The organism is Luteimonas changyuni (assembly GCF_039548395.1).
In the GTDB taxonomy this organism is placed as follows: Bacteria; Pseudomonadota; Gammaproteobacteria; order Xanthomonadales; family Xanthomonadaceae; genus Luteimonas.
Genome location: NZ_JBCLUZ010000027.1, coordinates 21,501 through 36,285, shown reverse-complemented (window position 1 = coordinate 36,285; position 14,785 = coordinate 21,501). Strand labels below are relative to the sequence as shown.

Below are 14,785 nucleotides of genomic sequence, written 5' to 3'. Positions count from 1 at the left end.
TTACTGCGGTATTACTCGGACTTGCCGCCGAGCTGCTCGCGCAGCAGCGCGCCCAGCTTGGTGGTGCCGCTGGAGGCATCGGCCGAAGCGCGGTTGTACTCGGCCAGGGTATCGGCCACCTCGGCCTCGTCCTTCGCCTTGATCGACAGCTGCAGGGTGCGGCCCTTGCGATCCATGCCGGTGAACTTGGCTTCGATCGAATCGCCGACCTTCAGGTGCTGGCTGGCGTCTTCGACGCGCTCGTCGGAGATGTCGCGCGCCATCACGTAGCCCTCGACGCCGTCGGCAAGCTCGATCACCGCGCCCTTGGCGTCGACTTCCTTCACCGTGCCGGTGACCTTCGAGCCACGCGGGTTGGCGGCCATGAACTGGCCGAACGGATCCTGCTCCAGCTGCTTGACGCCCAGGCTGATGCGCTCGCGCTCGGGGTCCACCGCAAGCACCACGGCTTCCAGCGTGTCGCCCTTCTTCAGCTCGCGCGCCACGTCTTCACCGGTGGTGGCCCAGCTCATGTCGGACAGGTGGATCAGGCCGTCGATGCCGCCGTCCAGGCCGATGAAGATGCCGAAGTCGGTGATCGACTTGATCTGGCCGTCGACCTTGTCGCCCTTCTTGTGGATGGCCGCGAAGGTCTCCCACGGGTTGGACGTGACCTGCTTGATGCCCAGCGAGATGCGGCGACGCTCTTCGTCGACGTCCAGCACCATGACCTCGAGCTCGTCACCGACCTGCACGACCTTCTGCGGGTTGACGTTCTTGTTGGTCCAGTCCATCTCGGACACGTGCACCAGGCCTTCGACGCCCGGCTCGATCTCGACGAACGCGCCGTAATCGGTGACGTTGGAGACCTTGCCGAACACGCGGGTGTTGGACGGGTAGCGGCGGGCGATGTTGTCCCACGGATCCTCGCCCAGCTGCTTGAGGCCCAGGCTGACGCGGTTGCGCTCGCGGTCGTACTTGAGCACGCGGACGTCGAGCTCGGCGCCGACTTCAACGACTTCGGACGGATGGCGCACGCGCTTCCAGGCCATGTCGGTGATGTGCAGCAGGCCGTCGATGCCGCCGAGGTCCACGAACGCGCCGTAGTCGGTGAGGTTCTTGACCACGCCCTTCAGCACGGCGCCCTCGACCAGCTTCTCCATCAGCTGCTCGCGCTCTTCCGAATGCTCGCTCTCGACCACCGCACGGCGGGAGACGACCACGTTGTTGCGCTTGCGGTCGAGCTTGATGAGCTTGAACTCGAGCTCCTTGCCTTCCAGGTACACCGGGTCGCGCACCGGGCGCACATCGACCAGCGAACCGGGCAGGAACGCGCGGACGTCCTTGATGTCGACGGTGAAGCCGCCCTTGACCTTGCCGCTGATGCGGCCGGTGACGGTTTCGTTCTTCTCGAGGGCTTCCTCGAGCTCGTCCCACACCATGGCGCGCTTGGCCTTCTCGCGCGACAGCACGGTCTCGCCGAAGCCGTTCTCGAGGGAGTCGAGCGCGACCTTGACGATGTCGCCCTCGGCGACGTCGATCTCGCCGGCGTCGTTACGGAACTGTTCGATCGGCACGATGCCTTCGGACTTGAGGCCGGCGTTGATGACGACCACGTCGGTACGCACCTGGATCACGGTGCCGGTGACGATGGAGCCCGGCTTCAGCTTGGCCAGGTGGGCCTCGCTCTGTTCGAACAGTTCTGCGAATGATTCGGTCATTGGAAAAATACTCTGTTGATGAAACAGACCGGGGCCGCGTGCGCGGGCCATCGGTCCACCCGTTGTCGGCGTGCGCGGGATTGCGCCTTGCCGTGAGTGCTGGTTGGAAAAGGAAAATCCGCGCGGCGGATGCTGCGCGGGGCCACCTGCTACGGAAGGTCAGGCCGCGCCACCGGGCACCAGGGCCAGGACGCGTGCGACCACGGCATCGATGCCCTGGGCGGTGGTGTCGATGCGGACGGCGCCTTCGGCCGGTCGCAGCGGTGCCACCGCGCGGCTGGCATCGCGCGCGTCGCGGGCAAGAATCTCCCGCAGCAGACCGGCCAATGTAACGGAAACCCCCTTGTCCTTCAACTGTTTATAGCGTCTTTCCGCGCGTTCCTCGGCGCTTGCGGTGAGGAACACCTTGGTTGCGGCATCGGGGAAGATCACCGTGCCCATGTCGCGGCCGTCGGCCACCAGGCCCGGTGCCCGGCGGAAGGCCCGCTGGCGCTCCGTCAGCGCCGAGCGCACCTCGGGGATGGCGGCGATCGCCGAGGCGGCGGCGCCCGCGGTCTCGGTGCGCAGTTCGTCGGTGGCATCATTGCCGTTGACCAGCACCCGCGGCTCGCCGTCGGCGCTGTCGCGGAAGCCGATCTCGGTGTCGAAGGCGCAGCGGACCAGGGCTCCGGCGTCGTCCAGGTCGAGGTCGGCCCAGCCTGCGGCCACGCCGACCGCGCGATACAGCGCGCCGGAATCGAGGTAGTTCCAGCCCAGCCGCTTGGCTACCGCGCGGCTGATCGTGCCCTTGCCCGAGCCAGAGGGGCCATCGATGGTGAGTACGGGGATGGCGGCGTCGGTCATGGCAGGCTCCGGGAGGGGGTGGCCATTCTAGACCGGCCGGCGCCCGCGGGCCCGCAAGCACTTGATCCGCGACGTCAATACCCGCTAGAATTGCGGGCTTGTTTTGTCCCAACCATTTTTTCGAGGTTTGTCATGAAGGTCCTGTCCTCCCTGAAGTCGGCGAAGGCCCGTCACCGCGACTGCAAGGTCGTTCGTCGTCGCGGCAAGATCTTCGTGATCTGCAAGTCGAACCCGCGTTTCAAGGCCCGCCAGCGCTGAGCTGCGCGCCAGGGCGACCGGCGTGCGCTGCATGCCACGTTCGTCCGAACGCCCTGGAAGGCCGCAGCGATGCGGCCTTTCGCGTTTTCGGCCCGGGACCGGGACACCCATGCGGCGTGACCGCCCGCCCGCTTCTTCGCCCGTGCCCACTGCCGGCACGCGCGATCTGCTAAAACCGCTGCGGCTGCAGTCCGTGCAGCGTCACCGGGGAGATCCGACATGCGCCTGTTCCTTGCACTGACCACCGCCGCCCTGCTTGCCGCCGCCGGCGGCGCCAGCGCCGACACCCTGCTGATCGATCGCGTCCAGCAGGAAGCCGGCGTCGCGCTGCCCAGCCGCGGCATGGCCATGTCCGCGGTCGAGGCCCGCTTCGGCGCCCCCGCCGAACGCCTCGACCCGCGCGGCGGACAGAAAAGCCAGTGGCCGACCATCAACCGCTGGGTCTATCCGGCCTTCACCGTCTACTTCGAGAACAGCCGGGTGATCGACGCCGTCGCCAACCAGGCCACCGCGGTCGAGACCGGGCCCAAGCCGCCGATCCGCTGAGCCGATGACCCCCAAGACCCTGCGTTTCCCCGCGGAGTGGGAGCCCCAGTCCGCGATCCTGCTGGCGTGGCCGCACGCCGGCACCGACTGGGCCGAGCGCCTGGGCGAGGTCGAGGAGACCTACATCGCCCACGTGGCCGCGATCACCCGCTTCCAGCGGGTGCTCATCTGCGTGGCCGATGACGACGTCGAGGCCTACGCCCGCGCCAGGCTGGCCTCCAACCGGATCGACATGGCGCGGGTCGGCTTCATCGCCCTGCCCTACAACGACACCTGGCTGCGCGATACCGGCCCGATCACGCTCCGGGCCGGGGAAGGCTTCAGGCTGCTCGATTTCCGCTTCACCGGCTGGGGCGGGAAGTTCGAGGCCGGCGAGGACGACCGCCTTGTGCAGCGCCTGGACGAAACTGGAATCTTCATTCAAAGTTCTGTGCAAGTTGTTGATTTTGCTCTGGAAGGCGGCGGTATAGAAACCGACGGCCAGGGCACTCTCCTGACGACCTGGCGCTGCCTGCACGAGCGCCATCCCCAGGTCCCGCGTGAAGAACTCGACGCCCGGCTGCGCGACTGGCTGCACCAGGACCGGGTGCTGTGGCTTGAGAACGGCTACCTCGAAGGCGACGACACCGACGCCCACGTCGACACCCTCGCCCGCTTCGCGCCGGACGACGCCATCGTCTTCCAGGCCTGCGACGACCCCGCCGACCCGCACCATGCCGAACTCTCGGCCATGGCCGCCGAGATCGCCGTGCTGCGCACCGCCGACGGACGCCCCTACCGCCTGTTCCCTCTGCCCTGGCCGCAGCCGGTGCTCGACCGCGGGCGCCGGCTCGCCGCCAGCTACGCCAACTACCTGGTGATCAACGGCGCCGTGCTGATGCCCGCCTATGACGACCCGGCCGACGACCTCGCCGCCGCGGTGCTGGCCGAAGCCCATCCGGGTCGCGAAGTGGTGCAGGTGCCCTGCCGCGCACTGATCTGGCAGAACGGCAGCCTGCACTGCATTTCCATGCAGCTGCCGGCCGGCCTCATCTAGCGGACAGCAGCGCCGGCCTACAATGGCCGGCCCACGAAACACCGCTGCAGGCCTGCACTCGATGAAGAAGACCAACACGCTCCCCGTCGCCCTCGTCCAGGAACGCAACCACGGCGGTGCCGCGGAAAACCTCGAGGTGATCGAGGCCCGCGTCGGCGAAGCCGCGCGCCAGGGCGCGAAGCTGGTCGTGCTGCAGGAGCTGCACAACGGGTCGTATTTCTGCCAGCACGAGTCGGTCGATGAGTTCGACCTCGCCGAGACGATTCCCGGGCCCAGCACCGGGCGGCTGTCGGCGCTGGCCAGGCAGCACGGCGTGGTCCTGGTCAGCTCGCTGTTCGAGAAGCGCGCCACCGGCCTGTACCACAACACCGCGGTGGTGCTCGACGCCGACGGCAGCATCGCCGGCAAGTACCGCAAAATGCACATCCCCGACGATCCCGGCTTCCACGAGAAGTTCTACTTCACGCCCGGCGACCTCGGCTTCGAACCGATCGACACCTCGGTCGGCCGTCTGGGCGTGCTGGTGTGCTGGGACCAGTGGTATCCCGAAGCCGCGCGGTTGATGGCGCTCGCGGGTGCCGAACTGCTGCTCTACCCGACCGCCATCGGCTGGGATCCCACCGACGACCAGGACGAGAAGCAGCGCCAGCGCGACGCCTGGATCCTCAGCCACCGCGGCCACGCGGTCGCCAACGGGCTGCCGGTGCTGTCCTGCAACCGCGTCGGCCACGAGCCGTCGCCGCATGCTTCCGACAATCGCACCGGCGCTTCCGGCATCGACTTCTGGGGCAACAGCCACGTGCTTGGCCCGCAGGGCGAATTCATCGCCGAGGCCGGTGGCGACGCCACCGTGCTGGCCTGCGAAGTCGACCTGGGCCGCAGCGAGGACGTGCGACGCATCTGGCCCTTCCTCCGCGACCGCCGCATCGACGCCTATGGCGACCTGCTGCGCCGCTACCGCGACTGACTGATTGACGCGCGCGCCGCAGCCGCGGCCGCAGCCACGCCCGACCCGGACTTCCATGACTGAAACCACCACCCCGGCCACCGGCGGGATCGAATCCGTCGATGCCGCTGCCACCGGCTTCGACCTCGCCAGCCAGCCGCATGCCATCGTCGAGCGCGACGGCGTGCGCTACACCCTGCTCGGCACCGCGCACGTATCGCGCGCCAGCGTCGACGCCGTGCGCGCGGCGATCGCCACCGGCGACTACGACGCCATCGCCGTCGAACTGGACGCGCAGCGCCTGAAGGCCATGACCGATCCCGCGACGCTGGGCAGCCTGGACCTGGTGAAGGTGCTGCGCGAGGGCAAGACCCCGCTGTTCGCCGCCAACCTCGCGCTGGCCGCCTACCAGCGCCGCCTGGCCGAGCAGATGGGCGTGGAGCCCGGCGCCGAGCTCAAGGCCGCGGCCGCCGACGCCAATGCGCGCGGGCTGCCGCTGCAGCTCATCGACCGCGATGTCGGCCTGACCTTCAAGCGCGCGATGCAGAGCCTGGGCTGGTGGGGACGCGCCAAGGTCAGCGCCAGCCTGCTGATGGGGCTGCTGTCGAGCGATGAAGTGGGTGAAGAGGACATCGAACGGCTGAAGCAGGGCGACGTGCTCGAATCCAGCTTCACCGAATTCGCCGGCCAGACGCCGGAGCTCTACGAGGCGATCATCGCCGAACGCGATCGCTACATGGCCGCGAATCTGCGCGACGCGCCGGCGGATGCGCGCAATGTGCTGGCGGTGGTCGGCGCCGGCCACCTCAAGGGCCTGGCCGCGCACCTGCGCGAAGACACCGCGCCACCGGCCGAGATCCGTGGAACGCTGGAGCAGGTGAAGCCCAAGTCCCGCATCCCGTGGATGGAGCTGATCATCGGCCTGGTCGTGATCGGCGGCTTCGCCTGGGGCTTCTGGCGCGGCGGCTTCGACGTCGGCACCGACCTGGTGCTGCAGTGGGTGCTGGTCACCGGCGGTCTGGGCGCGCTGGGCTGCGCGATCGCGGGCGGCCACCCGCTGAGCATCCTGTCGGCGTTCATCGCATCCCCGCTGACGCCGCTGCACCCTGCGCTGGCATCGGGCACCGTCAGCGCCGTGGTCGAGGCCGCCCTGCGCAAGCCGACCTACGACGACTTCATGGCCCTGCGCGAAGACGTCAACACCGCGCGCGGCTGGTGGCGCAACCGCGTGGCACGGGTGCTGCTGAACTTCTTCCTGACCAGTCTCGGCACCGCCATCGGCGTATGGACGGGCGGCCTGCGCATGCTCGGCCAGCTGGTCGGCTGACCGCCCGTCGCCCGCCAGTCGCGGCCATGGCCGCTCCCACAGTAGGAGCAGCTATAGCTGCGACCGCACCAACCGGCAACCCCGATCGCGGCCATGGCCGCTCCGACAAACCGGTACCGCAGCCGGATCTGCTGCCATCACCGCCGCCGCTCAGGCCGCCGCAACTACCGCTTCGCCGCGCCGCCGCCGCGCCCGCCGCAGCAGCCGCGACGTGCCCCCAGCAAGATCGTCGAGGATCGCGTAGATCGTCGGCAGGAACAGCAGGCTGACCACCGTCGAGAACGCCAGGCCGCCGGCCACCGCGCGCGCCATCGGCGAATACGCCAGGCCGCCCAGCACCACCGTCTCGCTGAGCGAGATCGGCACCATCGCCAGGATCGCGGTGCCCATCGTCATCAGGATCGGGCGCAGGCGTTCGCGGCTGCCCTCGACCAGGGCGTCGGTGCGGTTCATGCCCCGGCGGCGCAGGTTGTTGATGTGCTCGACCATCACGATGCCGTTGTTCACCACCACGCCCATCAGCACCAGGATGCCGATGAAGGCCATCACCGTGAACGAGGTGCCGGTGAGCCAGAACAGCCAGAACACGCCCAGGATCGAGAACAGCACGCAGCTCATGATCGCCGACGGGAACAGCAACGACTCGAACACCGCGGCCATCACCACGTAGATCATCACCAGCGCCAGCACGAAGTTGAACAGCATCTGGTTCATCGCCTGCTGGCCCTCCTCGAAACCGCTGCCCGAGAACGTGTGGCCGTAGCCGGCCGGCAACGACACCGCCTCCAGCACGTCCTCCATGCCCTTGCGCGCCTCCTCCATCGTCGCCTCGCCCTCGAGGTTGGCCTGGATGCCGAGCGCGGTCTGGCGATCATGGCGCGAGATCTGCGCCGCAGACGCGGCCACCTCCATGTTCACCATCGCCGAAAGCGGTACCTGGCGGCCGTCGGGCGAGCGCACCATGAACGAGGCGACGTTGGCGGGACCGTAGTCCTGCGCGCCACTGAAGCGGACCCACACCGGCACTTCGCTTTCGCCGCGCCGGAATTCACGCAGCTGCGTGCCGCGCAGCGCCATCGACACGAACGACGACACCTGTTCGGCGCTGAAACCGAACGCCGCCGCGCGCTCGCGGTCGACGCGCACGGCCAGCTCGTCGTTGCGGTTGCCGTCGTCCACGCGGACGTCGCGCAGCTCGGGCCGCGCCTCGAGCATCGGCACCACGTCGGCGGCGAGTTCGCGCAGGACCGCCGCGCTGTCGCCCACCAGCTGCACGCTGACGTTCTGGCCCATGCCGCCGCCACCGCCGCCCTGCCCGCCCGGGCCCGACACGCCGATTTCGGCGCGCGCGGAGCTGGGCAGCGCCTTGCTGATCGCCTCGGAAAGCGGCTTGAGATCGGCGATGCCGTCCTCGAAGGTGATCATCGTGCCGGCGTCGTCGCCCTCGCTGAAGTAGGAGTAGATCTGGGTGATCCGGAACTCCTTCCGGTTCGCCTGCAGGAAGGCCTCGACGCGCTGCACTTCGTCGGACATCTGCGGCAGCGTGTAGCCGCCGTTCCATTTGTAGTAGAGCTGGATCTCGCCCTGTTCGCCGCCACCGAACATGTCGAAGGTGGTCCGGGTCGCGGGCACCATGCTCAGTGCCACCACCAGGATGATCCCGAAGACGCTCCAGCCGCGGTGCGCCAGCGACCAGCGCAGCATGCGCGCGTAGCGGTCCTGCAGGCGGCGGATGGCGCCACCCTTCGCGGCGACCGCCGGCGGCGTGCGCATCCGCGCCGACAGCATCGGGATCAGGCTGACCGCGACCAGCCACGAGGCCAGCAGCGACACCGAGATCGTGATCGCGATCTGCGCCATGAAGATGCTGATGTCGTTGGTTTCACCCAGCAGGTTGGGCAGGAACACGATGCAGTGGCACAGCGTGCCGGCCGAGAGCGCGATCGCGACGTGCTTCGTACCGTTGAGCGACGCCCGCACCGGATTGCCCGGGTCGCGCTCGCGCTCCTGGTAGATGCTCTCGACCACCACCACGGCGTTGTCGACCAGCATGCCGACCGCCAGCAGCAGGCCCATCAGGCTCAGCACGTTGAGCGTGACCCCGAAGAAGTGCATGAAGCCCAGGGTCATGATGAAACAGATCGGGATCGCCAGCGTCACCATCAGCGTCGAGGGCCAGTGGCGCAGGAAGAAGAACAGCACCACGATCGACAGCAGCAGGCCGATGGCGCCAGCCTCGGCCAGCTCTATGAGTGAACTCGTCACCTCCTCGCCCATGTCATGCATGACCTTGAAGTCGATGCCCTCAAGCCCCGGCTCGCTTGCGGCAGCGCGCATCTCGGCCAGCACCGTGGTCGAGACCTCGACCAGGTTGGCGTCGCGCTCCTTGTAGACCTCGAGGCCCACCGCGCTGCGCCCGTCCAGGCGGCGCGCATAGTCCATGCGCTCGGGCTTCAGGTGCACCTCGGCGATGTCGCCAAGGCGCAGCCCGCTGGGATCGATGACGAGTTCGCGCAGCTGGTCCAGCGCAGTGATCTCGCCCTGCGGCTGCACGCGCAGGCGCACGCCGCCGTCCTCGATCATCCCGGCCGAGACCGAGAAATTCACCGTCTGCAGCCGCTGGGCCAGCGTGTTCAGGGCCACGCCGTGGGCGTTGAGCCGGTCGGGGTCGATGGCGATTTCGACTTCGTTGGCCGGCGCACCGTTGATCTCGACCCGCGCCACCCCGGGCACCCGCTCGAGCCTGCGCTTGAGCAGGCGGTCCAGCAGGTCGTACGACGACGACATGTCGGCGTCACCGGCCAGGCGTACGCGCAGGATCGCCTGGTCGCCGCTGGACCACTTGAAGACGAAGTAGCGGCGGAAGTCGTCGGGCAGCTCGTCGCGGATCGCGTCCAGGCGCTCGCGTGCCTCGGACGCGGTAATCGCGATGTCGCGCTCCCAGTCGCGGAACTCCAGGAACACCGACGCACCGTTGGCGTTCGCCTGGCCACGCATGCGCTTGATGCCGGTCATCGTCGCCAGCGCCTCTTCCGCCGGCCGCAGCAGGTTCCGCTCCACCTCTTCGGGACTCGAGCCTTCGTACGGCAGCTGCACGAACAGGAACGGCGCCGACACGTCGGGCAGCGCCTCCAGCGGCAGGCGAAACGCCGAGATCAAGCCGACCACCACCAGCGATATGAACACCATCACCGTGGTCACCGGGCGCCGCAGGCTGAACTCGGCGACGCTCACGCCGGCAGCCCCCGGTCACCACCGTCGCCGTCGCCGTCGCCACCTGAAGCGAGCCGCGCGCGGCGCCCGCGCTCGAGATACCAGGCGTCGCCACGACGATCGACCAGGTCGTAGACCACCGGGATCACCAGCAGGGTGAGCAGGGTCGACACCAGCAGGCCGCCAATCACCGTCACCGCCATCGGCGAACGGACCTCGGCGCCCTCGCCGAAGGCCAGCGCCAGCGGCATGAAGCCGAACAGCGTCGACAGCGTGGTCATCACGATTGGGCGCAGGCGCGAGCGCGCGCCCTCCACCAGGGCCTCGCGCTTGGCCACACCGGCCTCGCGCAGCTGGTTGACCTTGTCGATCAGGATGATCGCGTTCTTCACCACCAGGCCGACCATCAGGATCAGGCCGATGAACACCACCACCGAGATCGTGTTGCCGGTCAGCAGCAGCGCCAGCACCGCGCCCACCATCGCCAGCGGGATGGTGAACAGGATCACGAAGGGATGCAGCAGCGACTCGAACTGCGATGCCATCACCAGGTAGACCATGAAGATCGCCAGGCCGAAGGCGAACAGCAGCGACGACAGCGACTCCGCGAGCTCCTCGCCCTGGCCGCCGACGTGCATGCCGATGCCCGCGCCCAGCGGGTTGGCCGCCACCAGGCCGCGCACCTCGTCGACCGCGGCGCCGAGGTCGATGTCGCGCAGGTTGGCCGACACCACTGCCACGCGCCCCAGGTCCGCGCGATGGATCTCGCTCGGGCCGGTGGTGGCCACGACGTCGGCGACCGCGGACAGGCGCACCGGCTGCGCCGAGCCCGGGTTCACGATCAGATCGCGGATCGCGCGCACCGAATCACGTTCCGACTCGCGGGCGCGCACCAGCACGTCGATCTTGCGGTCGCGGAAATCGTAGCGCGTGGCCACTTCGCCGCGCACCGAGTTGACCACTGCATCGGCCACCTGGCGGGTGGTGAGGCCCATGGCCCCGGCGCGCTCCTGGTCGAAGACGATGCGGATCTCGGGCGCGCCCTGCTCCACCGTCGACTTCACGTCGGCGTAGTGCGGGCTGCCGCGCAGCAGCGCAGCCAGGCGGCTGCCGGCGGCTGCGAGCTGGTCCAGGTCATGGCCGCGCAGCTCGATCTCCAGCGGGCTGGAGAAACTGAAGAGCGCGGGCCGGCTGAAGTCGACCTGCACCCCGGGCTCGCCCTGCATGGTGTCGCGCAGGCCCCGGGTCAGCCGTTCCTCGACCTCGGCGCTGCCCCCGCCATCCATCACGATGGACAGGCGGCCGATGTTCTCGCCGCTGTCGGTGGGGTTCGCGTCCAGCCGGGTTCCGGTGCCGCTGACGCCGAACAGCACCGACGTGCCTTCGTCATCCACGTGCGCCTGCTGCACGCGACGCATCAGCGCATCGGTCTCGCGCAGCGGCGTGCCCGGCGGCAGCCGCATGGTCATTTCAAACCGGTCCTGCGCCAGCTGCGGGATCAGGTCGGTGCCCAGGGTCGGCACGATCGCCATGCTTGCCGCAAAGGCCAGCACGGCCACGGCCAGCACCAGCCGTGGCCGCGCGAGCGCACCCGGCAGCACGCGCATGTAGCCGCGCTCGGCACGGTCGTAGGGCGCCATGGCCAAGCGGCTCGCGGCACCCATCGGACGCCCCACCACCGCCGTCAGCAAGCGGCCCGCGCGGATCGCCAGCCACGCGATGCCGAATGCCATCGCGCGGAAGATCGTGCCCGCCCAGCGCGCCACGAACGCGAACGGCCGCTGCCAGGCGGAAGTCGGCCGCCACTCCGGATGCGGCGCCTCCTCCGGGAAGGCCATCGGCGCCTCCGACTTCAGCGCGCTGAGCATCGGGATCAGGGTCATCGCCACCACCAGCGAAATGCCCACCGCCAGCGCGATGGTCAGCGCCTGGTCGCGGAACAGCTGCCCGGCGATGCCCTCCACGAACACCAGCGGCAGGAACACCGCGATGATCGTCAGCGTCGAGGCCACGACCGCCATGCTCACTTCGCGGGTGCCGGCAATCGCCGCGTCAAGGACGCCCAGCCCGCGCTCGCGCGCCTTGGCGATGCTTTCCAGGACCACGATCGAGTCGTCCACCACCAGGCCCGTGGCCAGCGCCAGGCCGCCCAGCGACATGACGTTGAGGCTGAGCCCCATCTGGTCCATGAAGAAGAACGTGGTGATGATCGAGACCGGCAGTGACACGCCGATCACGAAGGTGCTCCAGCCGCTGCGCAGGAACAGGAAGATGATCAGGATCGCCAGCGTGCCGCCGAGCACTGCGTCGGTGCGCACGTCGGAGATCGCCGCGCGGATGAAGCGTGCCTGGTCGTCGACCACGTCCAGGCGCACGCCCTCGGGCAGCTCCTTGCGGATGCGCTGCAGCCGCTCTTCGACCGCCGCGGCGGTGGCGACGGTGTTGGCGTCGCCCTCCTTGTAGATCGCCAGCTCCACCGCTTCGCGTGCATCGAGGCGGATGATCGCCTCGCGCTCCTTGTAGCCCTGGCGGACTTCGGCCACGTCGCCCAGGCGCACCGCGCGACCGTCGGCGACGGCGCGGTTGGATGATGCCGCGGCGTTCTGCGCGGACATCGCGGCGGCCAGCACCGACGCGTCGCCGGACGCGGCCGCGATGCGCGCCACCTCGTCGGCGCCGCCGCCGCCGGACCCGCCCGCCTGCGTGGCGACCAGCATTCCGCGGATCTCGTCGACGCTCGCGAACTGGTTGACCGTGCGCACCAGGTAGCGCTGCGTGCCCTGCTCCAGGCGCCCGCCCGACAGGTTGATGTTCTCTTCGCGCAGGCGCTGCACGACCGCGTCCACCGACAGGCCGATGCGCGCGAGCGCCTGCACGTCCAGTTCCACCTGGATCTCGTCCTCGAGCCCGCCGCCGACCTTGACCGCGGCCACGCCCGGCACCGGTTCGATCTTCTTCTTCAGGTCGTCGTCGGCGTAGCGGCGCAGCAGGGTGAGCTGGCGGATCGCGTCGCCGTCGCCGTCGCCGGCGCTCAGCGCCAGGCGCAGGATCGGCTCGGTGGAGGGGTTGAAGCGCAGCAGCACCGGCGGCTCGACCTCAAGCGGCAGCGCCAGGGTGTCGAGCTTGTCGCGCACCTCCAGGCTGGCCTGGTCCATGTCGGTGCCCCAGGCGAACTGCAGCACCACGTCGCTCTGCCCGGTGCGCGAGACCGAGCGCAGCTTGCGCACGCCCTTGACCACGCCCAGCGCCTCTTCCACCGGTTCGCTGACCAGGGTCTCGATTTCCTGCGGCGCGGCGCCGGTGTATTCCGTGCGGACGGTCAGCGTCGGGTAGCTGATGTCGGGCAGCAGGTTGACCTTGAGGTTGCCGAGCGCGATCAGGCCGAACAAGAGCAGGCTGACCGTCACCATTGCCACCGTCACCCGGCGGCGCACCGAGAAGCCGACCAGGCCGTCGGCGCGCAGCGTGCCGTCCACGCCGTCGTGTTCCCTCCCCTGGCCCTCCATTACTGCGTCCCGTCGTTCGCGTCGTCGCCGGCACCGGCCACTTCAACCGGCGCATCGCCGATCACCTGCACCGCGCTGCCGTCGCGGAGCGCGATCTTGCCCGCGGTGACCACCCGGTCGCCTTCCACCAGTCCGTCGCGGACCTCGATGTAGTCGCCGTCGACATAGCCGGTGGTGATCGCGGTGCGCACCGCCTTGCCGTCGCGGACCGCGTAGACCGCGGGCTCGCCGTCGTCCTCGAGCAGCGCGCCGCGCGGGATTGCAAGCGCCGCGGCGCGGTTGTCGTAGTCGATGCCGATGCGCGCGAACATGCCCGGCTGCAGGGCGCCGTCGTGCGGATCGAAGGCGCAGACCACGCGGAAGGTGCCGCTGCCGGCATCGACGACCGGAGCGATCCGGTCGACCACGCCCACGAACTGGCGACCCGACAGGGCATCGACCTGCATTCGCACCGGCAGGCCCTCGCGCAGCGTGGTCAGGTCGCGCTCCGGCACGTTGAGCGTGGCTTCGAGCCGCGAGTTGTCGACGATGCGGATGATCGGCGTGTTGATCTGCACGAAATTGCCCGGCTTGATCGAGCGCGAAGCGACCACGCCGGAGATCGGCGCGGTGACGTTGGTGTACGACAGTTCGAGCTGCGCCAGGCGCCAGGTGGCGCGCGCGTTCTCGAGGTCGTAGCGCAGCTGGTCATGGTCGCCGACGCTGACCATCTGCTCCTTCACCAGTTCGCTGGCGCGACGGAAGTTGGCCTCGAGCTTCTTCACCTGGGCATCGACCTGGGCCAGGTTGAGCCGCGCGCGATCGGCATCGATGCGCACCAGGACCTGGCCCGCGCGCACCACGTCGCCTTCTTCCACCAGCACCTGGAGCGCGACGCCGGAGGTCTTGGCGACCACCTGGGCCTCGGCGCGCGCCTCCAGCGACGCGCTGCCGCTGTAGCTCGCGGCCATCGCGCGCGGTGCCGCCGCCACTGCTTCCACGGTGACCGGTGGCGGCTCGTCGCCCTCCTTCGCCGCCTCGCTTTCCGCACGGCCCCCACAGCCGGCGAGGAGGAGCGTTGCGGCCAGCAGGGCGACGGCGGTGCCGGCGAAGGAACGTCGGACAGGAGGACGGATTGCGGACATGGAAGATGGGGCCAGAATGGTGTGGTAGGAAGGTACATCACTGGGACAGGTGGCTGAATCCGCCGAAGGTCATGCATCCCAATGGCATGTGACGGGGCCGGCGTGGCACCGCCGCGACACGGACGGCTTTAACAGCGCTCCGCTCGGTCGCTATACTGCGGTGATGGTCGACGGCGGGGGAATCGTCGCCGGCCCCTCCTTCAACTTTTACAGGACGCGGAACACGACATGATGCGACCGTTGCCGATCGCCGCCTGCCTTGCCCTTGCCTTCGCCGTACACGCAC

The 14,785-nt window shown here is 69.1% G+C and carries 10 protein-coding genes; 5 read left to right on the top strand and 5 right to left on the bottom strand.

The features are described from left to right. Positions 1-11: 11 nt before the first annotated feature. Together rpsA and cmk are read right to left on the bottom strand one after the other, a co-directional pair. A complete protein-coding gene (rpsA, locus tag WCD84_RS10475; RefSeq protein ID WP_343254011.1) occupies positions 12-1,700 on the bottom strand; it encodes a 30S ribosomal protein S1 in 1,689 nt (562 codons plus the stop codon). A gap of 159 nt (positions 1,701-1,859) precedes the next feature. Then, complete coding sequence (gene cmk, locus WCD84_RS10470) at positions 1,860-2,543, bottom strand: (d)CMP kinase (RefSeq protein WP_343254012.1); 684 nt, start codon at positions 2,541-2,543, stop codon at positions 1,860-1,862. A gap of 132 nt (positions 2,544-2,675) precedes the next feature. Between cmk and ykgO the strand changes: the two genes are divergently transcribed. The 5 genes from ykgO to WCD84_RS10445 all read left to right on the top strand — a co-directional run bounded on the left by ykgO (position 2,676) and on the right by WCD84_RS10445 (position 6,656). Beyond that, positions 2,676-2,801, top strand: a complete 126-nt coding sequence (gene ykgO, locus WCD84_RS10465) for a type B 50S ribosomal protein L36 (protein ID WP_005409283.1) — start codon at positions 2,676-2,678, stop codon at positions 2,799-2,801. Between the two features lie 219 nt (positions 2,802-3,020). After that, positions 3,021-3,347: a hypothetical protein gene (locus tag WCD84_RS10460; protein WP_343281332.1), complete on the top strand. Its 327-nt coding sequence runs from the start codon at positions 3,021-3,023 to the stop codon at positions 3,345-3,347. A gap of 4 nt (positions 3,348-3,351) precedes the next feature. Continuing rightward, positions 3,352-4,383: an agmatine deiminase family protein gene (locus tag WCD84_RS10455; RefSeq protein ID WP_343281331.1), complete on the top strand. Its 1,032-nt coding sequence runs from the start codon at positions 3,352-3,354 to the stop codon at positions 4,381-4,383. Between the two features lie 61 nt (positions 4,384-4,444). After that, complete coding sequence (locus WCD84_RS10450) at positions 4,445-5,350, top strand: carbon-nitrogen hydrolase (RefSeq protein ID WP_343281330.1); 906 nt, start codon at positions 4,445-4,447, stop codon at positions 5,348-5,350. Between the two features lie 55 nt (positions 5,351-5,405). Next, a complete protein-coding gene (locus WCD84_RS10445) occupies positions 5,406-6,656 on the top strand; it encodes a TraB/GumN family protein (RefSeq protein WP_343281329.1) in 1,251 nt (416 codons plus the stop codon). Positions 6,657-6,806: 150 nt separating this feature from the next. Here the strand turns inward: WCD84_RS10445 and WCD84_RS10440 are convergent, their stop codons facing one another. Genes WCD84_RS10440 through WCD84_RS10430 form a run of 3 tightly spaced genes read right to left on the bottom strand, consistent with a single transcriptional unit; the run spans position 6,807 to position 14,499 of the window. Then, a complete protein-coding gene (locus WCD84_RS10440; protein ID WP_343281328.1) occupies positions 6,807-9,890 on the bottom strand; it encodes an efflux RND transporter permease subunit in 3,084 nt (1,027 codons plus the stop codon). After that, positions 9,887-13,375 (bottom strand): efflux RND transporter permease subunit, encoded by a 3,489-nt coding sequence (locus WCD84_RS10435; protein ID WP_343281327.1) that lies wholly within the window; start codon positions 13,373-13,375, stop codon positions 9,887-9,889. The genes WCD84_RS10440 and WCD84_RS10435 overlap by 4 nt, the downstream gene beginning before the upstream one ends. Continuing rightward, entirely contained in the window at positions 13,375-14,499 is a 1,125-nt protein-coding gene (locus tag WCD84_RS10430; protein ID WP_343281326.1) for an efflux RND transporter periplasmic adaptor subunit, read from the bottom strand. The genes WCD84_RS10435 and WCD84_RS10430 overlap by 1 nt, the downstream gene beginning before the upstream one ends. Positions 14,500-14,785: the final 286 nt, after the last annotated feature.